Source organism: Paenibacillus sp. J31R109 (assembly GCF_059692055.1).
In genome coordinates this window covers 172578-191898 of sequence record NZ_JCAUAR010000005.1, presented here as the reverse complement: position 1 = coordinate 191898, position 19321 = coordinate 172578, and the positions used below count along the sequence as shown (strand labels likewise).

The window sequence follows — 19321 nt, the reverse complement described above, 5'->3', positions numbered from 1 at the left end:
ATTCCCTCAAACAAAACAAAGTGGCTGTCTAGAATCTCATCTGGTGAAAGTTTAACACCTGGCGCCGCAAGCCCCATGTTTTTATGCCTCATGCACTTAATGACAGCCTTCGAGATTTGGCGCATATGGAGACCTTTGTTGATTTTGCCTATATTAGACCTCTGATTACCGACGCGGACTTGCTTCCCAAAATGACACTTCCTCCTTCTACGCAAACGGTGGTTGAAAGCCTGCTCCATGTTATTCTCGCCGAATGGGAGTCTCAAGAAGAAGGTTACCGCTTGGCGATAAAAGCCGAACTGCTCCGACTTCTCGTCATCACCGTCAGACAGTATAAGCGGTTTGTCCATCTGCAGAGCCAACAGGATAGCCATAGAGTAGCTTTGCATAGAAAAGCCTTCTATGAAGCTATTGATTATATGGAGTCGCATTACCATGATGACCTTCATTTGGAAGATGTCGCAGCCAAAGCGTTGATGGCCCCTTCTTATTTCAGTCATATGTTGAAGCTTGTTAGAGGAAAAACCTATATCGAGCTATTAACGGACATTCGCATTTTGTCAGCCATGACGTTGCTCAAAGAAACAGATTTAAATGTGACTGAAATTGCCGCACGTGTTGGTTATAATCACATTAGCCATTTCAATCGAACGTTCAAAAAGCATATAGGCATCACACCGGGAGATTATCGGAAGCATCAAACTTAAACAAAACCTACAATTTTGCACATAAAAAAAGACCGCCATTTGGCGGTCTTTTCATTCGCTGATTAACCAACTACGTTCGTTATGACTTCGATATTACCTTGGGTTGCTCTAGCATATGGGCAAACCAAATGAGCTTCCGCGACAACTTCCTCAGCCACGCTGGTTTCTACTCCGCTTATTGTGATGTCCATATTCACAGCTAGTACATAGCCGTCGCTCGCGTCCTTGCCTAGGGTAACATTAGAAACGATAGATATACCCTCTGCTTTAATACTCTTTTTTCTAAGGACAGTGCCCATCGCACCTTCAAAGCACGCGGCGAATCCTGCAGCGAACAACTGCTCTGGGTTGGTTCCAGCTCCGTTGCCTCCTAATTCCTTGGGATATCTCAAGTCCAAGTCAAGATTACCATCACTGGAAACAGCTTTGCCGTCTCTTCCACCTTTAACGTTTACAGTAGCTGTATACAACTTCTTTTCCACTTTTACCATTTCTGAAATTCTCCTTTTATGACTGGATTATTTATCGATATTGTCACGAGGGCAATCTAGATAAGCGAACACTTTCCTCTGCCACTCTGGTTTATACTTTCTTAATTGTGATGTCCATATTCATAACTAGAGATCAAACGAAACGTAGTCGTGCATTTATTTTATTTAAGCAGATACTCATATCGAATAAATCCCTCGTTCATGGCAACTTTGTCATAGAGTAAACGAGCTGCCGTATTGTCATGATGAGTTAACCAGTAAAATCGAAGAGCGTTATGTTCACGTGCTGATTGCGCTACCCGTTCAATAAGTGCACGAGCAACCCCATGCCCTCGAGCAGCCTCATCGACAAATAAATCTTGCAGGTAGCAAGAATTTTCCATCCAGATCGTTTGATGAAATAGATAATGAGCTATCCCGACCAAATTTCCATCTAAGTGTGCGCCAAAACCATATATATGATCGCCATGTAACAATCGGTGCCAGACCTCATCATAGATGGATTCAGGAAGATGCGTCTCGTAAAAAGTCTTATAGCCTTGAGATAAGAAGATCCAACGGTTACGGTCTTCTGCTCTCAGTGGCATAATTTCAATAGAAATTTGTGCGTTTAAGATTTTGGATCATCCTTTCCATAGTAGGTTATCCTCTTTTTACGTCTTTAATTAGGTTGTTTGAACCGTCACTTTGGATACATGTGAAGCGGCTGCCTCAGCTTCTTTGTAAGCTTTCTCCAATATTTCATCCCGATTGAAGACAGCTGTCCCTTGAGCTCTGATAATTTGATAATCTTCAACCCCGAAGAAATTAAACATAGATTTGAGATATTTATGCGAATATTCTACTTCCGTATACCAATCATTATTAGTGTAGACGCCACCGCTTCCTTGGATAACGAGTAGGCTTCGACCGTCCTTCAGCAACCCTACCGAACCATTCTCGGTATATTTGAATGTCTCGCGAGGAATCATGATGTTATCCATATAGTCCTTTAGTTTGGATGGAATGTTGAAGTTATGCAGCGGCATAGCAATGACATATTTATTAGCGCTCTTAAATTGTTGCAGTACTTCAGCCATCCGCGAGGTCACTTTCTGTTCTTCAGCGTTGATTGGTTCACCCTTCGCTAACTTATCCCATGCACTTAGTACCACTTGATCGATTGCTGGTATTTCTTCGCTGTATAGATTGATTTGTTCTATGGCCTCATTTGGGTTTAATTCCTTATATGTCTTCAGAAAATGATGAAGCACATTCGAACTGAAAGAAGATGTTGAATCTACTTTCGGGTGGGCATTAATAATTAACATTTTATTCATTGTATAATTCCTCCTAATGAATGAAATCCAAATTGTCTATTATTCATGATCTGCAAGTCTATGTCTCGATTTATTTTTCAAGTGGTGGCCCCGTGAAGATAACTTCGTATTTGGTTCTAGACAGATCCACGATTTCTTCAATTGTCTTTCCAACACAATCCTGAAAAGCAAGCTCATCTCCCGCGGGAGTAAATGTAATCTGCATAAGCAGAGGCGTGTCAGTGTCAAAATTAGCGAAAGTATGATGCGTACCTTTTGGGACGACAACGATATCGCCTGCTTTCGCATCGAATTCTTTTCCATCCAAGTGGAATCGAGCTGTTCCTACAATGACACTTGATGATTGTTCATGAAGTCTAACCTCCGTTAATTCTTTTTCTTCGCCATTGTGACGCCGTTGAATTTAGGTTCCTTCGCAATCTACCTTTTCACAAGTTAATCGTCGACAATGTATATCGTCTATTGACATTGTCTACAATACCTCTTTCCCTCCTGATTGTCAATCTTCGATCATGTGTAATTACTGCAAAATCCGCCAAACCTTGATTTGACAAGGACCATTTATCCACTTAAGATATTTAATATCAAGTTTGGTTGTCCAGAAAGCAGGTGTTTGCATGCAGTACAGTATCGGTGTTGAATATGCGCTGCATTGCTTGGTTTATTTGATCGACATTCCGTCTAAGTCGACTATAGGGATTAAAGAACTATCTACGTTCCAAGGCATCTCGGAGACCTATCTCTCGAAAATTTTCGGTAAACTAACGAAGGCAGGTATTGTTATCTCCGTTCCTGGGGTGAAAGGCGGTTATCGATTAGCCAAGCCTCCTGCGGAAATCTCGTTTTGGGATGTTGTAGAAGCCGTTGAAGGCTCATCTCCTATTTTTCAATGCAAAAATATTAAAGATAACAGCTATCTGTGCCGAGATGAGGAGATCGCGGCATGCACCCGAGCCACTCCCTGTATTATTAACTTGACGATGCGCGATGCCGAGGAAAGTATGCGTAAGCATCTCCACAATAAATCGTTGCTTTGGCTGAATGAAGAGTTAGATCGCGTGTTAATGCCTAAAGCCCGCCAAGATACGCGTGACTTTTTCGCTCTAAGTAACAATGAATAATCTCTTTTCGCGATTATGATGTCATCCCGATGTAAAACCAACAAAACACAGCCCATAAGGCTGTGTTTTTGCTGTGTTTTTGCCTACTTTTTTAAAAAATGTAACCAAAACTGAATAAAAATAGTCATTCTCGTGAAATAGACGTAAAGCGTCTGTTCATTAACTTTTGGGAGGATTATCACATGTCTATTGTGAAGAAAAATCGTAAGAACTTTAAATGGCAAGCCGTAACGATTGTAGCGGCCGCTATGCTAATTCCAAGTGCTGCCTACGCGAGTAGCATGCTGAATGCACACAAAGAAACAATCACGGTGCCTGCGCATCACGTTACAAAAATCAATGAATTGAAGAAACTCTCCGATGATACGAATCATGTGCAAAAAACTTATCCGTTATCTGAAGCCCGAGCCCTATCGGAGTTTCCAATTCGTGAACCAGAAACGATCGACGGCTGGCATCGTGATGAGAGTAAAGGAACCTTATTTAAACATGTCATAGAGACTTCCAAAACATCAGGTATTGATCAATATATGGATGTTTATTCAAATTCTCAGGGGAAACAAATCACAGTAACTCAGAGTGGTAACCATGACGCGCAATATGAGACAGACCCCAAGTTTAATGAAGATGGGATCTACTCGCAACTGTTTGTAGATAAAGAAGGAAAGATGAATACCCTTATGATTATGATCAAAGAAAAAAATAACACAATCACACATATCCAGATTATCGGAGATGCTAGTGAGGCTGATCTCATGGCTATAGGTGATACTTATATAAAAGCTCCTACAAACTAATGTAATCTCTTCTGTAATAGAAAAAAAATAGAACATGGAGATGTGAAAAAGGCTGCCTCGGCAGTCTTTTTTTTATATAAAACCATAAATCCCAAAAAATAGTTTACTCACATGTGTAACCAAAAAGGGTTTCCATTAGTCATTAAGATAACAGTGAGGTGAAATATCCATGGAGCAAAGATTTAAAAATTGGGTAGCTTTGTACACAGAACGGTTAGTTAGAGTGGCTTATATGTATGTAAAAGACCAATCAACAGCAGAAGATCGTGTTCAAGATGCCTTTATTAAAGCGTATCATTCCATGAAACAGTTAAAAGACCCTGAAAATCCATTTCCATGGCTCTATAGAATTGTTAGTAACGAGTGTAGAACCTATCAAAAAAGAAGTTTGCGTGAAATCGTAACTTCTGTTTTTCCTGAACAAGTAGCTAAAAGCGCGGAGAATATGTATCTGGATAAAAAACATAGAGGAGATATTTATAATATCGTGTTGTCCCTACCAGAGAAGTACAAGGTCCCCATCGTTTTATATTATTTTGAAGATTTACAGGTGCAAGAGATTGCCGAATTAATTGGAATTACCAAAGCAAGTGTGAAAATAAGACTTCATCGAGCACGTGCGCGCTTACAAAAATTGCTTAAGGAGGAACACCACATTGAATTTAGAAGAGAAGCTTCAGATAGCAAAACAATTTAGACATCATAACCTACAGGTAGATATGGATAAATTTGAAGCTCGTCTATTTCATAGGCTTGCTCAAGAAGATCGCCCCAAACGTAAATCTTTCAAATGGAAAGCCATATCTCTTGTCGCTGCAGCAATCCTAGTTCCTAGTGTCGCCTACGCGAGTACTATGCTGAATGTACACAAACAAACAGTATCGGTGCCTGCGCATCACGTTGCAAAAATCGATCAATTGAAGAAATTCTCCGACGATACGAATCATGTACAAAAGACTTATCGTTTATCTGAAGCGCGAGCCGTATCGGCGTTTCCAATTCGTGAACCGGAAACAATCGGCGGCTGGAAACGTGATGAGAGTAAAGGAATTCTTTTTAAACACGTCATAGAGACTTCCAAAACATCAGGTGTTGATCAATATATCGCTGTTTATTCAAACGCCCTGGGGCAACAAATCACAGTAACTCAAAGTGGTAACCTTGACGCACACAACCAGACAAATACCATCTTTAATGAACACGGGATCTACTCGCAGCTGATTGCTGATAAAGAGGGCAAGATGTACACCCTTCTGATTATGATAAAAGAGAAAAATAACACAATCTCGCATATACAGATTATTGGGGCTACTAATGAAGCTGACCTCTTGACTATAGGTGATGCTTATATACAGGCACCAGCAAACTAAAAGTGACCTTATCTTTGTAGCAAAATGAAAGGCTGCCACGAGGCAGCCTTTTGTTGTGGTTCAACTATCGTTACCTCTAGCACAATATGTACTACGTGTTAAACACAATTACATGATAGAATGCTGGCGGCCTCAAGACTGAAAAATAATAATCCTCAACTGGGTCCCATCTGCGATGCCAATCTACATCTTCAGTACCCTCTCTTGTATTATGCCTATAGCGGCGAAGTTCGGGTAATACATCCACGAGAACCGTAAGGTGCTCAACATCGAACATCTCAGGGAGAGCACTATAAATCCCATCGAGGATGATTAGGTTGGAAGGTTGTAACGTAACCATTTTCGATGCCAAAGCATTTTCTGATGAAAAAGAAAAAGGGTGATATTGAGCAATCCTACCTGCCAATAGTGGTAACAATACTTCATTCCGCATACGCTGCCAATCTATGCAACGAAAGCATTTTTGATCCACTGTGAATGAATCCCACTCCTTGTCAGTTATCGTAGCATCAAAAAAGTCGTCGCATTGGATGATTGTGGCATCCCATTCTGAAGCCAGCTCAGCAGCCAACGTAGATTTTCCAGCCCCGCTTCCCCCATCCAGTGACACGACCAAAGGAACAGTTCGTCCACTCATATAAGGATGAATAGCAGCCACAATCGTCTGTAATGCATGCTGAAATTGGGTTGTTGTATGGTTATTCTGCACAACTTCACCTCCATCCAAACTGTTTACCTAATCATATCTTCTCTTGCCTATTAAGAAAACGGATAAAACAGTTATAGTTATACGAGATCTTCAAATCCATGCATAAACCAAAGACCTAATACCAACATTAACGAAGTTACGTTAACCTCTACACCAAAGGAGACTTCGTTATGCAACAGCAAATGCAACCTAATAATCAAATGCAAGCTATGCCGAGCACAAACCACGGGGGTCATGAGCTTTTCGATTTACATGAGGTGTTGGCCTGTACCATCAATGTGCTTGACCAATTTATGATGTTTAGGCAGTTTGTACAAGATAGCGAGCTGCTGGACATTCTGGATCGTCAATACCAGTTCACACTTGCCCAGTACAATGTAACCGCAGAGTGTTTCACAACCGGGCAAAAACCAAGCCAAGAAACGTCCACCTACATGATTAGGCAATTATCCGAGCCGATCTATGGGATTAAGCCAACCCAACCGAAAAAGCCAAACCAATCCCTCGCTGATGTGAAGGATGCGGGAATCAGCGGGCATATGCTAGGTCTGGTCAAAACGCATGCTTCCTTACTAACGATGACCGCCGTGGAAGTGACGAACCCCGTCGTTCGGCGTGTATTAGCTTCTCAAGTACAAAATTTCATAGAAATGGCTTATGAAATCTTCCTTTATCAAAATAGACTTGCCTACTACCAAGTGCCACAATTAGCCCCTTCCGATATGCAAAGCATGCTGACAGCATTCGTCCCTGCAACCGGGGCCCCACAAATGCCGCCGAATAACAGAGCAGGAATGTCTGTGCATTAGCTAGCAGCATGAGAAGCCCAACATTGGCCCAAAATGCCCTGTTTGGGCTTTCTCACATTTTAGCCAGGGAAGAGGTTCATCACTTATGGCAACTTTGCGGCATACGAACAACGACAAAAACGCGAACAAGCTAACTTGGTGGCAGTTAGCCCTATTCGGTATTGGCTGCACGATCGGAACAGGGTTCTTCCTTGGATCCAGCATCGCCATTCAGAAGAGTGGATTCCTGGTCGTCGCCATATTTTTATTGGCAGCACTAGCTACCTTATTTGTATATGAAGCCCTAGCTCAGATGACAGCCGCTAACCCTGAAAAGGGTTCTTTTCGAAATTATGTGAGGGAAGCCTATGGCCGCTGGGCAGGGTTTGGCGTAGGATGGCTATATTGGTCCTCGGAAATGCTCATTCTTGGCAGTTCCTTAACGGCCATTGGTATTTTTACACAATTTTGGTTTCCTAATCTGCCACTCTGGGTGCTGACTGCTGGTTACTCGATCCTTGCCATTTTTGTTATCATTCTTGGTTCCAAAGGCATTAACAAAACCGAGAATATATGCGCTATCGTAAAAATGGGGGCAGTGCTTCTATTCATCGCAATCGCAGTCATTATTTTCATCAGGGGAACTCATGGGATAAACACGATTCAGGGCAGTACAGCTCATTGGTTTGGTTCCGGTTGGACAGGTGCATGGAAAGGACTTTTGTATGCGTTTTATGCATTTAGCGGCATAGAAGTCATGGGCTTTATGGCCATCCATTTGCGAAACCCTAAAGAGGCTACTAAAGCTGGGAGACTTATGCTGCTTGCGATCACAGTGCTCTACATAGCAGCTATTAGTTTAGCGCTTCTTTTTATTACCAAAGAGCATGTAACGCCTGAAAAAAGCCCCCTGCTGCTCGCACTTGGCATCATGGAATTACCCATTCTCGTACACATCATGAATGGGGTTCTCATTATAGCAGGATTTTCTATCCTCGTTGCCTCGCTATATGGTGTATCCACGATGCTAGTTGCTTTAGCAGAAGGTGGCGATGCCCCTCCATGGCTGGCCAATAAGAAAGGCAAGAAACAATTACCGCTGTATGCACTAGGCGTGAATACGATCGGGCTCAGTGTTTCTATCGTTCTTGCACTAGTCATGCCAAGCAAAATTTTTGAACATATCACGACTGCCGGGGGATTGGTGCTCTTATATACGTGGCTGCTTATCGTCGTATCCTATCTGAAACTACTTCGGCCAACACTTAGCGGCCATCTGAAATCTTGGAGCGCTATCCTACTTATTATGGTAGCCGTAACGGGACCACTTCTGGAGCAAACCGGTAGACCTGGGTTTTGGACTAGCCTTCTTATCGTGCTGGTAATTATCCTAATTACTTGGTGGATGAAGCATCATTCGGAACGAACTGAGCCAGCGTAACGATATTTTATTTATGAAAAAGCACACCAACAGCTTTTAGTTTATTTTTCATAAACGTGTAAGGACATTTAGAAGGGACGCTTTCGTCATCACGCAAAAAGTATTGCTTCCATTCTTGGTTATCCTCTTGTCCGTACCATTTCAGAGATGGATGTGCGGGGATACTGTCGTATGCTTCTAATTTTTGGCGAATGCGTTTCTTCATATTACGTCCAAAAGGAGTAGAATCGTTGATTTCTTCAAACACCCAGCGCGGTTGGAAAGCAATGAGGAAATGTGGAAACATTCGGCTCTTTCTAAGCATGTGGGCAGGTGTCCCGCAAAAGGAGAAATAGGGCTCCCCATCGCAACAGAATTCCCAAGAATGGTGGGCAGGATCCTTTGAAATATGCGCAGGCCATGGCGCCTCATCTTTGGCACTAACCCCACTAAGAACAGACCAAAAAAGCTGCTCATAGTCTTCTACTGAGAAGCTTTTCAGCATGTCTGCAGGTGTTTCGAAAAAGATAACCAGCGAGGCAAATTTCCCTGTTTCCCGCGAGCAACGACCATAAGCTTGCAAGAGCTCCATGGTATCAAGGGCTGCCTGCTCTGATCTTGGATCAGCAGCAAAACCAAAGCGCAGGTTGTTGGTCAGGAAGCCTTGACGGCCTGGTATACAAGGGTACGTATTGCCTGTATCTGCAATCATATTGCCGAATTGACGGAAAGCATCCTGTTTCCATGCTGCCAGGGTGTTCATATGTGTATCAAGCCAGTCTTTGGCGTATAGATCAGCCATGTCGTAATAACCTCCTTCGTAAGTACGAAGCATACTATGCGAAGGAGGTCATATGGGTGAGTATCTCGGTTAGAACTCTGCTAACCCGTTAGCTGCTTATAGGCTTGATAACCGAAATAGAACCCGAAACCAATGAGAGAAAGGCCAGCTATAACAGAAATGATTTGCAAGGTAGTGCGACTCCCGAACTTATGAAAGGAACTAGCGAGCGTGGCCATAGCAACATCCCACAATAGAATGCCTGCAAAGATACCGGAGGTATGCCAAAGCACCTGGGTAAGTCCATAATTCTGCACACTTTCGGCTAAAATAGAGCCATAAATACCGAGCCAAAATAAGATATTGAGCGGATTCGTAAGCGCCATAATAAATCCAGAACGGAAGGAACTTACGCTGGATTGGGCCTCGCGGGGGCTAGCTTCCTTGGTTGTCTTCACGTTTCTTAGCGTATCTACGCCGGTGTAGATAAGTACAAAACAGCCAAACAACCACAGAAATGTTTTCATAAACGGGGTGGTCAAGAAATGGGCTAAACCAAAATAAATCAGCAGCATATACAGCAAATCGGCACACATCGCGCCTAGTCCGATCAACCACGCGGCAGTAAAACCGTATCTGGCTCCTTTGTCGAGTTGAGCGGCGTTAATAGGACCGATGGGAGCCGATAATGAAATTCCTAGAATGACATACGTGACAAAAGCATGCATAAGTTCGCCCCCTGAATATCAAATAACTTGTACAAGTTATTGTATGAGAGGTGCTAGTTCATTAGAAGATTAAATGATGTCAACACGAATAGGTGTACATTTGTACCCATTGCAGAGACTTTCTTCGCAGGGACAAGCAGATATCGCCACAACCAGGTCCATTTCAGCACGAAGTTCGATATAATCCCCTGCTTTCGATAAAGGCTTTTCTACAAGGATTTGCCCCGATGGCTGAATGATGGTGTTCATGAAAATATTAAAGGGATAATGTTGATCTGGGGCGGGGATATCAAATGGTGCCAGTGCTTCATTTAAGTTCATATAGCAGCTGGTGTGGCCCCGCTTCTTATACAGCAACTCGTACATTTCAGGCCGACAGGCCGAGTTAATAAAGTCGTGCTGTCCTACCGTATCCCTAATAATCGTGAGCATAGGCGTATATTTATTGGAGTAAATCATATCCCCAGGCTTCACTTTCATCGCATGTAATGCGTCCATTGTAACCGTAGGGTCCAGTCGCTCGCTGAAATCATTCGCACGATAGGCCACAAAGTCGGCCACTTGTTCCCCCTCCACATCCGTAATTCGAATCACTTGGTCCCGTTTGACCCGGAAACCGAGACCCTCTGTAGCTGGGATTTGCCAATGCTGCTTACTCATTCAGGTCCTCCTAATTGTAAATAAGTTACCTTACAGTATGGCTTATCATTGGTGGATTTATGATAAAAAGTAAAGAACCCTTGCAACGAAGCAAGGGTTACCATAATGTCACATACCTACCTTACAAAATCGGTTCTCTCTATACCAAGCTTACTTAGTTAAAGTATGGAATGATAAATGCCACGATACCAAGACCGACTGACCACCAAGCCAGTCCCTTTTTAGGCGTAGCCAAGCAAATAAGTCCGAGAAGAACGGCAATGCTGCCCATCCACACAGGTGCATAAAAAAATCCGATAATTGCTAAAATGATACCGATCCAGCCAAGCCATATTCCTGTTATTGTTTTCATACTCAACATCCCCCATCAAATTAATTTTGTCATATCAAGTCAGTATTTTCGATAAAGAAAGTTTCAAAAACATAAAAGGTAGGTATGTGACATCATGGTAACGCTTACTTCTTTTTCTGGCTGCTAAATACAAAATGTATGATGACTAGGATTGATTATAATGACTAGGCAAATACTAGGATGACCGCGTTTTGGATGCTTTGGGCAGATTTGTTCTCATGACGATATCCAACACAGGACTAGTTACACTGTACAAAGCCTTCTCATCCATATGATGATGCAGCAGATGCCTTTTCTTCATCCATCTGCCCCAAGGGGTCAATGGTTTGATTGGTCGATGGGAAACATAATGCTTCCATTGATAATAGATTTGAAAGCCAGATGCGCCGAACACGACGGCTAAAGACAGATGCCAATCCAACCCCGTCACCATAAACGCCGTCCCAAAAATGACCAAATATGCACATACGTCAAACGAGACGGGTCCAAACAAGTATTTCATGTCATTAGGAGATTCATGATGTGCTACATGCCCCTTATATGCAAAGGGAGCAATCCGTGGAAATTCATGAAGAATGTAACGGTGAACTGTATATTCGATAAAGACAACAATAATGGGACCTACACATATTGCTGCCACCGTCCGGATACTACCGTACGTCGCAATGACTCCGCAACAGCTAAGAAAACTAACAGAGAATAGAAACAAAATAAGTCGCTGACTCATAAATTCTTTTACATAATGCATAAAAGACGTTTCCGATCTCATAAAGGATCTCCTCCTACTTAATGAACTTCGTGTTGATTATTGCTTACACAGCTTATTATAATAAGTTGGAGGATTAATTCAATGATCAACATACAAGCAAAAGTCGCTTATCCGACTCCTGCATAATGGATGTTCATTAGTTCACAAAATAAGTTTCAGGAGAGGCTGAGGAACATGCAGGACAAGACGGATCCTAGAATCATACGAACGAAACTGTTGCTAAGAAATGCCTTAATTGACTTAATCGTAGAAAAAGGCTTCGAAGGCACAACCATCCGGGACTTGATGCAGAAGGCCGGCTTGAATCGGGGAACCTTCTATTTGCATTACCGTGATAAATACGATCTCCTAGATCAGAGCAAAGAGGATATGCTCAAAAACATACTAGAAATCGTCAAGAACATTGACCCTATTCAAATAACCCAGTATGCCGCACGTAACGAGCCTCATCCGATTTTCACGGAGTTGTTCGTTTTTTTCACCATGCATGCGGTATTTTTCAGAGTTCTCTTAGGCCCCAAAGGCGATGCTGCTTATCCCAGCCAAGTAAAACAGATCATGCAAAAACATCTTTTTGATAAACTGTCTTTGCATCAGTCTGAGCACGTACCGGTGCCGCGAGAGTTCATTATTGCTTATTTGGCATCCGCAAATTTGGGTGTCATTCAGCATTGGTTGGAAAGCGGTATGCAACTTTCTCCCCGAGAGATGGCCTTGCTGATAACCCGCATGACCACCTACGGTCCCTTACAAACCTTCGGTCTAAAGGGCGAACCCGTCCTTAAATAAGACTAGACTACTCAGGAAGCACTCTGCCTTTATATTTTCCAGTTTGCGTAATTTTCACTTTGACTTCAATCTGATTGATGGAGTCCTCTTTCAAAACCAAGTGGCCTCCGTCGTGTAACCGATGCCATGCTTGAGGCTTATTTCTATAAATTTCTCCAAATAAATTCAACAGGTCTGTCTGTGTGGACAAGCCCTTTCGATACGTCGAAAGAATCTCTTCTCGAACTACTTGTGCAGCTTGTTCTTCCATCGTCTTAATAGAAACGTTTTTGGTCATTTCCTCCACTACCGCACGAACCTTTATGGTTAGATTAAAGCGAGCTTCATCTTGATCAATCAGTGTTTCTATCTTAGGATGAGGTTTGGATAGTACTAACGATCCTTCCGGTTTTTTATTATCGGGTATTTGAACAAATACGCGATTCGATTTCTTATCAAACCATCTCACGCCTTTGAGATCGTCTTCTGAAAACCACCCCATCAATAAATGTGATTGCATGGCGTAGGCGCCATTTATTTTAAACATAGGCTTCTCTTTTTGATCTTCCTGCCATTCTTTTTTCGTGATAGACAGTGTTGGAAGGATGACCGTTCTGCCCTTTTCGTTAAGTTCGGCAATTTGTTTGTAACCATACTGTGGCTGAATGAAGGATCTTTGTGCAAAGGTTTCCTCCGGTGAATCCATGATCGTGTCCAGCGGCGAAAGATTAAGCACTGATTTCTGCGTTAAGATGTCAGAAAAGCTATCCTTCGTAGTATAAAGTAAGATATTATATCGAACCTCATGATAGCGATCTATCGCATCGTAGATTTGCCTAAGCGCCAATTTGTTATTCAAAACGCCTTCTTTTAAGACAATTGCTTTAATGTGCCCCCAGAATACCCTTATTTGAGATGTTGCATAAATGGATGATAAGGCCTCTATGACCGTCTTCCCCTCTCCCTTGCCAATCCATACGGGGACATTTTTACCAAGTTCTAATTTATCGCTCTTTGCCACATTCGAAAAGTTAAGCACCTGAATATAAGCAATAAAATGTCCCTCCTCATAATCAAGCCCCAGTGCTGTAACATACGTCATATTTTGAATCGTTTTGGAATCCCAACACCCTGATACCACTAAAAGTATAGTAAACACGATATACGTTTTAATGATTATTTTCATGCGGATCTTCCCCTTGCTTATCAGTATCAACAGTGTTTAAGTCATTAGGTCTCTTTGTATATTGACTCCAAGGAAGTCGTAGGATAGATCGTGCTATTTCTTTAAACACCGGCGGTGACAGGGGCGTCATATACGGAACCCCAAAGGAGCTTAGTTTGCACAAATAGCCTATAAACAACACAACACTAACGATTAAGCCAAACATGCCAAATACGGCAGAAATGAAAAAAAACGCAAAGCGGAGGACGATAACGGCCCCGATCAAATTTTGACTAACTAAAGTTGAACCGGTCACTCCCACGATGGCCCCAACAACGATGACACTCGGAGAAACGAAACCTGCTCGAATGGCGGCATCCCCAATAATTAACCCACCTACAACGGTCAAGGTCTGGCCAATATTACTTGGCAGGCGAAGGCCAGCCTCTCGAAAGATCTCCAACAACATCAGTAATATCAACATTTCAACTTGTCCAGAGAACGGTAATCCAATCCGAGCCGTGGCAATGGTTGCCATCAACCGAAAGGGAATCTGATCCGGATGGAACGAAGTGAGTGCTACCCATGCGCTTGGTAATAAAATCGATAAGAAAAAACTGATTGCACGAATCATTCGCGCAAACGAAATATACTGGAAACTAAAATAGATATCTTCAGGAGATTTTAGTAATAGTAAGAAGGTGCCCGGCCCAATGAGAACCATTGGATTCCCATCTACGATAATGACAAATCTTCCGTTTAGTAAACTGGTGACTGCCTTGTCCGGTCTGCCGGTATAATCAAATAAAGGCATTAGCGTAAACGGTTTATCAGCAATCTTCTGCTCTAGTTGATTAACACTTTGAAGTCCATCCACATCAATTTTATTTATTCTTTTTCGAACTTCGTTCAGCACATTTGGAGCAATAATATCTGAAAAATAGAGCAAACCTACCTTGGTTCTTGTTCTTCTTCCCAATGTAAAACTTTCATAGCAAAGAGAGTGGTTACGAATGCGTTTTCGTATTAAGGCCACGTTAATATTGATATCTTCAACAAATCCATCTTTGGGTCCATTGATGGAAATTTCCGTGCTTGATTCCTCAGGAGTACGCTCTGGACGATTAGCAATACACATTCTGAAAAGCAGATTCGTCGGTGTGAACAGCAGAATGAGATCTCCTTGAAAGATCCACTCTGATATTTGCTCTTTCGAGGCTGTGGGTTCTATCGCTGTCAACGGCAACGGAATGGAAATATGTTTCAGTTGCAATTCCCATAATCTTTGTTGCCGGTACAAGTTATCGAGCTCTGGAAGTATGACTTTTGCAATCTGTGAGGCATCACTTAATCCTCCGCTATAGATCAGAATAACTTCAGAAGAGCTACCCTCTTCAAATCGATATGGCTGTATTTCTACGTCTGCTGAGTGAAGAAATTGCGCTTTGATTTTCTGCTTGTCCCAACCCTCTACGGGTTCAAGTTCAGTTGCAGTCATGCCGTTCCCTCCTTGAATTTCTTAGAAAACAACGAGATCACTATACAAACTATCGATACGAACAAGGCCACAACTAAGGAGGTTGGGAAATAGAATCGATACATCCATAAATAAACCGTATATTTCTCAAGGGGGATCATTGATAGCAGCAAATAGCTGATCGTCACACCAAGGATAAACCAACTACGTTTTTTCGCATGAATAAAAGGGACCATTTCGGCCAATAAAAATTGCGAGAAACCGACTCGAATAATCGCACCAGACATCCACTGGAAGACAGATAGGAAATCGACATGTTCAATATTGCTGCCCAATTTAACCAAGCGCCACTGCTCATAAGGCGGCTCAGACTGTTTTGCAGCTTCAACAGGACCGAATTCGGTCACAGCACCAATGATAGGACCTAACGAAATATAGACCATAAGCACTGCCAATATGCCGATTTTCCAAACCCGAACACCTGTATTCAGCCGATGTTGGACAGCTATAATCATCATGAATTCAATAAACCCGCTTCCGACATAAACCATGCCATGCAAGACGGGCTGCCATCCATGCTCCAATACAGGCTTTAGCAGTGAGAAATCTTTCTGCGGGGCATTCGAGAATGCGACAAAAAAGCCCAGTGCAACCACAATGGGAAGCAGGATCCCCGCACTGCTAGCTATCATCCGTATTCCTGAAGTCGCGTAGAAGTGGCAAGTTAGGCATAACACAATAAGCAATGTAAATTTAGGTGTACTAGGCAAGTAATCAATATTCGTCCATATTGCAGTATAGAAGACAGTGGACAATCCCATCAGGAACAAGTACAAGCAGATTGGAAGTACGATTATCCACGATACGATGTTATTGGTTTTGCTAGCTAACCACGGCTGCAGCTTCTGCTGGCCTGTTCTCTTCATAAACATAACGAGGATGGCACACCAAGGAAGATACAATACCCCCGTTAATAATATAGAGATCCAGGCATCTCTTCCTGCTGCATCAAGGAGCATTGGGTTGATAATAACATGACTCACAAGTCCATTCATTAGCATAAAAATCATGCATATTTGTAAAATACTGATTTTACCAATCGCCTTATCCATTCCCATCACCCATCCAAAACAATCATTAGGAAACATCATTATATTTCCTTGAAGATCACATTTTATACATTATTGGAATGTTTTAGGTGAACTCAGGATACTGAAGCATTCGATTTCCCCGGAAATAATCCTACAAAAAAGAATGGTCTGCTTATACTAGCAGCCATTCTTTTAGGGAGAAGATCTCATTCCTTATATGTTTCACGCAGCCGATCAGCCATCCACAGACATGTCTTCCATAAATCACTCACCGGTTCATTCGTAAAAGGGATTGTCGGCATGTAGCCCGGTGGACCGAACTCTGGGGTGATTGTCGTATAAGCGAATCCTTTCCTTACACGTGTTGCAACAATTTGCTTCCACCACGACTCATGTGTTCGCAGTTCATTGGCATACTCTGGTGCTCCGGGATGTGGAACTTGAGGTCCTTGGGCATAGCCGACACGGGCATGAATGTGAATCGTTCGCTCCATGGCCAGTTGCAGATGCTCGTTCTGATCTTCAAGCAACGATTCACACACGCAGCACCAGTGACTAAAGTCCGCTGTCAGTTTCAAATCTGGGAGGGCCCGCAACAATTTTGCGGTCGTCCACGGCGTAAACATCGCGCGATGCCGATGTGTTTCATGCCCGACAGGGATCCCGTATTTATTTTCAACCTCTACTGCATGTTCGAAAAATTGCAATTGCCTTTCAATATCCATGCAATCCCGCGCACTGTGGGAAATAATTAACTCCGGCGCAAGCGCAGCGGCCGCTTTTACGCCAGCTGTAAAAGCGGCCTCATGCTCACCAGAAGTCGAAATGAGTGCGATATACGATAGGTTGTGTGCTTGCAAAAGCGCCTTAAATTCCTCACGATCTTTCTCCGATGGAACAGGACCTTCCACACCGTCATATCCGGCAGCATCGATTGCAGCTAAAGCATCCTTGTAGGTAAAAGATTCCATTCCCCACAATGATTTTATTACTCGAATCTCCTCCATTGCTGCATTCCCCTTATTTAGAATGGCCCTTCGGTTTTTTGCCGCTCCATCTTTCATCTACCTTCTCATTTGCGGACTGATACCTGGCATCTACACTAATCCGGTATTGGTTCGTCGTATTTTCAAGGGAACAATGCATCAAGAACATGCCGAAGATGAGCACATCTCCTGCCTGAAATTCCGTTGTTGCCCACTTACCGCCAAACTTCTCCGTAATGAACAGCGGATCATCCGTATAGTGGTTAACCCCATCACGATCAGCATCCTTGGAACCATAGGACGCTTTCAATTTCTCGAAACGGTGTGAACCAAGGCAGATGGCTAGACCTCCCATTTCATAAGAAACATCTCCCAGCGGGGACCATACGGTATACACATTTTGAGTACCTCTGCCCATGTAAACAATATCATAATGCGCCCCTGTGAAATCACCTTTCCCCACAGCCCTCAGCCATTTGTAATGGTAAGTTAACGATTGGTCACCTAAAAATTCATCAAAGAAGCGCATGATATGATCGCCATTCAAGACATTCAAGAGGGCAGGCAAATCTTCGTTCGTTCCCCCAAAGAAAATGGTTCTGCTGCCATCAGCCATCACACCATCCTCTAGCTGCGTATCGCGATCTAATTTGCCCATTTGCGCCATTTTTTCCAAAATGCTTGTACGAGCGGTTAGTACCTTGTCCCGATCATGAAATCCACGAATGAGTAAGTACCCATCCTCTTCCATTCGATCACGCAATGCTGCAATATCATGAAAAATATCATTAGAGCTTCTAAGTTCCTCTAAATGCTGTCCATCCATCTCTAATTCACGGTTGCCGACTTTTAACAACATCTTCATCCACACTCCTTAGTGATTTCTTTCTTGCTTATAGTCTAAGTATAGGGTGCACCAATGATTTCAACCATGGATTAGCGTTATCATTTCATGTATAATCGTACAATAGCAAAGAATGAATGAGAGGAGTAAACCATGACCTTAATAGACATTCCCCATAAGTTAGAGAAGTCAGACGTTCCTCTTCCTCTATTTCACTCCATTTGGAAGGTTCAAGCCGATAATAGCTATGAAGTATCGAAGCGGGAGGGCTTTATTGTTCCAGGTCTATTCCTTACTTATGATGGAAAAGGAATCATTACACTGCATAATCATACGTATGAGTTGGAGAAAAACACCTTTTTCTTCGTGGAACACGGCATCCCCACCATGTACAAATGTCTGGATAACGATTGGAAGTTTTATTTTCTAGATTTTAGCCAACTAAACATGACCCGTCATCTACAGCTTCCAGTAATGGAAGTTATCTCTACCGGCAAAATGGCAGAAGCCATGCAATTGTGCGAACGGATGATTGACGGCTTAATTGCTCAGCTCCATGGCTACGAATATGCGTCAAACATTTTATTGCAAGAAATTTTACTCCTGTTAACTAGAGAACATTCCTTGGTCGCCCTTTCTCACCACACAGAGCTCAACCAAATCCTCATCTATATCCATCGGAATTTGGATAAACAAATTCGTATTGAAGACCTGCTCCAGCTAAGCGGCTGGTCCCGTACGACCTTTTTCAACCGGTTCCGTGCACTCACAGGCTTGTCTCCAAACGACTATCTCATAAAACTAAAGCTAGCAGCTGCGAGAGTTGCTCTCGAAACCACTAGCTTATCGTTGAAAGAAATTGCAGCTAAGCTGCATTTTTATGATGAATTCCATTTTTCCAAGCTATTTAAGAAAGCATATCATCAATCCCCCAGCACGTACCGCAAGCTGAAAATGGGAACTGAGAAGTTCTAGAAG

24 protein-coding genes are annotated in these 19321 nt (G+C 42.7%); 9 read left to right on the top strand and 15 right to left on the bottom strand.

The window, feature by feature from the left end; genetic code table 11:
- Nucleotides 1–125: 125 nt before the first annotated feature.
- Nucleotides 126–707: a helix-turn-helix transcriptional regulator gene (locus tag AC58QT_RS16080; protein ID WP_497409877.1), complete on the top strand. Its 582-nt coding sequence runs from the start codon at nucleotides 126–128 to the stop codon at nucleotides 705–707.
- 62 nt (nucleotides 708–769) lie between these two features.
- Here the strand turns inward: AC58QT_RS16080 and AC58QT_RS16075 are convergent, their stop codons facing one another.
- From AC58QT_RS16075 to AC58QT_RS16060, 4 genes are all read right to left on the bottom strand, one after another.
- Entirely contained in the window at nucleotides 770–1198 is a 429-nt protein-coding gene (locus AC58QT_RS16075) for an organic hydroperoxide resistance protein (RefSeq protein ID WP_310225620.1), read from the bottom strand.
- Nucleotides 1199–1359: 161 nt separating this feature from the next.
- Complete coding sequence (locus AC58QT_RS16070; protein ID WP_497409876.1) at nucleotides 1360–1785, bottom strand: GNAT family N-acetyltransferase; 426 nt, start codon at nucleotides 1783–1785, stop codon at nucleotides 1360–1362.
- Nucleotides 1786–1863: 78 nt separating this feature from the next.
- The gene (locus tag AC58QT_RS16065; protein ID WP_497409875.1) at nucleotides 1864–2517 is read right to left on the bottom strand and encodes an FMN-dependent NADH-azoreductase; all 654 of its coding nucleotides are present in this window, start codon (nucleotides 2515–2517) and stop codon (nucleotides 1864–1866) included.
- 70 nt (nucleotides 2518–2587) lie between these two features.
- Nucleotides 2588–2848, bottom strand: a complete 261-nt coding sequence (locus AC58QT_RS16060) for a cupin domain-containing protein (RefSeq protein WP_497410037.1) — start codon at nucleotides 2846–2848, stop codon at nucleotides 2588–2590.
- A 286-nt stretch (nucleotides 2849–3134) separates the two neighbouring features.
- On the opposite strand from AC58QT_RS16060, the gene AC58QT_RS16055 reads away from it, so the two are divergent.
- The 4 genes from AC58QT_RS16055 (at nucleotide 3135) to AC58QT_RS16040 (ending at nucleotide 5805) form a co-directional block, all read left to right on the top strand.
- Nucleotides 3135–3638: an RrF2 family transcriptional regulator gene (locus tag AC58QT_RS16055; RefSeq protein WP_497409874.1), complete on the top strand. Its 504-nt coding sequence runs from the start codon at nucleotides 3135–3137 to the stop codon at nucleotides 3636–3638.
- 182 nt (nucleotides 3639–3820) lie between these two features.
- Nucleotides 3821–4435 carry a hypothetical protein gene (locus AC58QT_RS16050; protein WP_497409873.1) on the top strand — a complete coding sequence of 205 codons (615 nt, stop codon included), beginning with the start codon at nucleotides 3821–3823 and terminating at the stop codon, nucleotides 4433–4435.
- 169 nt (nucleotides 4436–4604) lie between these two features.
- A complete protein-coding gene (locus AC58QT_RS16045) occupies nucleotides 4605–5132 on the top strand; it encodes an RNA polymerase sigma factor (RefSeq protein ID WP_497409872.1) in 528 nt (175 codons plus the stop codon).
- Nucleotides 5092–5805: a hypothetical protein gene (locus AC58QT_RS16040; protein WP_497409871.1), complete on the top strand. Its 714-nt coding sequence runs from the start codon at nucleotides 5092–5094 to the stop codon at nucleotides 5803–5805. Before AC58QT_RS16045 ends, AC58QT_RS16040 begins: the two co-directional genes overlap by 41 nt.
- Before the next feature lie 91 nt (nucleotides 5806–5896).
- Here the strand turns inward: AC58QT_RS16040 and AC58QT_RS16035 are convergent, their stop codons facing one another.
- The gene (locus tag AC58QT_RS16035) at nucleotides 5897–6514 is read right to left on the bottom strand and encodes a uridine kinase family protein (RefSeq protein ID WP_497409870.1); all 618 of its coding nucleotides are present in this window, start codon (nucleotides 6512–6514) and stop codon (nucleotides 5897–5899) included.
- Nucleotides 6515–6684: 170 nt separating this feature from the next.
- Here AC58QT_RS16035 and AC58QT_RS16030 point away from each other — a divergent pair, with 170 nt between their 5' ends.
- The gene (locus AC58QT_RS16030) at nucleotides 6685–7323 is read left to right on the top strand and encodes a spore coat protein (protein WP_497409869.1); all 639 of its coding nucleotides are present in this window, start codon (nucleotides 6685–6687) and stop codon (nucleotides 7321–7323) included.
- Between the two features lie 85 nt (nucleotides 7324–7408).
- On the top strand, nucleotides 7409–8743 hold the full coding sequence (locus AC58QT_RS16025) for an amino acid permease (protein ID WP_497409868.1): 1335 nt from the start codon (nucleotides 7409–7411) through the stop codon (nucleotides 8741–8743).
- A 7-nt stretch (nucleotides 8744–8750) separates the two neighbouring features.
- On the opposite strand, the gene AC58QT_RS16020 is transcribed toward AC58QT_RS16025, so the two are convergent.
- The 5 genes from AC58QT_RS16020 to AC58QT_RS16000 all read right to left on the bottom strand — a co-directional run bounded on the left by AC58QT_RS16020 (nucleotide 8751) and on the right by AC58QT_RS16000 (nucleotide 12012).
- Nucleotides 8751–9524 (bottom strand): YqcI/YcgG family protein, encoded by a 774-nt coding sequence (locus AC58QT_RS16020; protein ID WP_497409867.1) that lies wholly within the window; start codon nucleotides 9522–9524, stop codon nucleotides 8751–8753.
- Between the two features lie 80 nt (nucleotides 9525–9604).
- A complete protein-coding gene (locus AC58QT_RS16015; protein ID WP_310225635.1) occupies nucleotides 9605–10231 on the bottom strand; it encodes a LysE family translocator in 627 nt (208 codons plus the stop codon).
- A gap of 69 nt (nucleotides 10232–10300) precedes the next feature.
- Nucleotides 10301–10891, bottom strand: coding sequence for a DUF1989 domain-containing protein (locus AC58QT_RS16010; protein ID WP_497409866.1), 591 nt, complete (start codon nucleotides 10889–10891; stop codon nucleotides 10301–10303).
- 154 nt (nucleotides 10892–11045) lie between these two features.
- On the bottom strand, nucleotides 11046–11243 hold the full coding sequence (locus AC58QT_RS16005) for a hypothetical protein (RefSeq protein WP_497409865.1): 198 nt from the start codon (nucleotides 11241–11243) through the stop codon (nucleotides 11046–11048).
- A 175-nt stretch (nucleotides 11244–11418) separates the two neighbouring features.
- Nucleotides 11419–12012: a sterol desaturase family protein gene (locus AC58QT_RS16000; RefSeq protein ID WP_497409864.1), complete on the bottom strand. Its 594-nt coding sequence runs from the start codon at nucleotides 12010–12012 to the stop codon at nucleotides 11419–11421.
- A 174-nt stretch (nucleotides 12013–12186) separates the two neighbouring features.
- On the opposite strand from AC58QT_RS16000, the gene AC58QT_RS15995 reads away from it, so the two are divergent.
- Nucleotides 12187–12801, top strand: a complete 615-nt coding sequence (locus AC58QT_RS15995) for a TetR/AcrR family transcriptional regulator (protein ID WP_497409863.1) — start codon at nucleotides 12187–12189, stop codon at nucleotides 12799–12801.
- Nucleotides 12802–12808: 7 nt separating this feature from the next.
- On the opposite strand, the gene AC58QT_RS15990 is transcribed toward AC58QT_RS15995, so the two are convergent.
- From AC58QT_RS15990 to AC58QT_RS15970, 5 genes are all read right to left on the bottom strand, one after another.
- The gene (locus AC58QT_RS15990) at nucleotides 12809–13966 is read right to left on the bottom strand and encodes a Ger(x)C family spore germination protein (protein ID WP_497409862.1); all 1158 of its coding nucleotides are present in this window, start codon (nucleotides 13964–13966) and stop codon (nucleotides 12809–12811) included.
- A complete protein-coding gene (locus AC58QT_RS15985; RefSeq protein WP_497409861.1) occupies nucleotides 13950–15443 on the bottom strand; it encodes a spore germination protein in 1494 nt (497 codons plus the stop codon). Before AC58QT_RS15985 ends, AC58QT_RS15990 begins: the two co-directional genes overlap by 17 nt.
- Nucleotides 15440–16534, bottom strand: coding sequence for a GerAB/ArcD/ProY family transporter (locus AC58QT_RS15980; protein WP_497409860.1), 1095 nt, complete (start codon nucleotides 16532–16534; stop codon nucleotides 15440–15442). The genes AC58QT_RS15985 and AC58QT_RS15980 overlap by 4 nt, the downstream gene beginning before the upstream one ends.
- Nucleotides 16535–16719: 185 nt before the next feature.
- Entirely contained in the window at nucleotides 16720–17520 is an 801-nt protein-coding gene (locus AC58QT_RS15975) for a sugar phosphate isomerase/epimerase family protein (protein WP_497409859.1), read from the bottom strand.
- Between the two features lie 13 nt (nucleotides 17521–17533).
- The gene (locus tag AC58QT_RS15970; RefSeq protein ID WP_497409858.1) at nucleotides 17534–18364 is read right to left on the bottom strand and encodes a phytanoyl-CoA dioxygenase family protein; all 831 of its coding nucleotides are present in this window, start codon (nucleotides 18362–18364) and stop codon (nucleotides 17534–17536) included.
- A gap of 132 nt (nucleotides 18365–18496) precedes the next feature.
- On the opposite strand from AC58QT_RS15970, the gene AC58QT_RS15965 reads away from it, so the two are divergent.
- Nucleotides 18497–19318 carry a helix-turn-helix domain-containing protein gene (locus AC58QT_RS15965; protein ID WP_497409857.1) on the top strand — a complete coding sequence of 274 codons (822 nt, stop codon included), beginning with the start codon at nucleotides 18497–18499 and terminating at the stop codon, nucleotides 19316–19318.
- The last annotated feature ends 3 nt before the right edge of the window (nucleotides 19319–19321 follow it).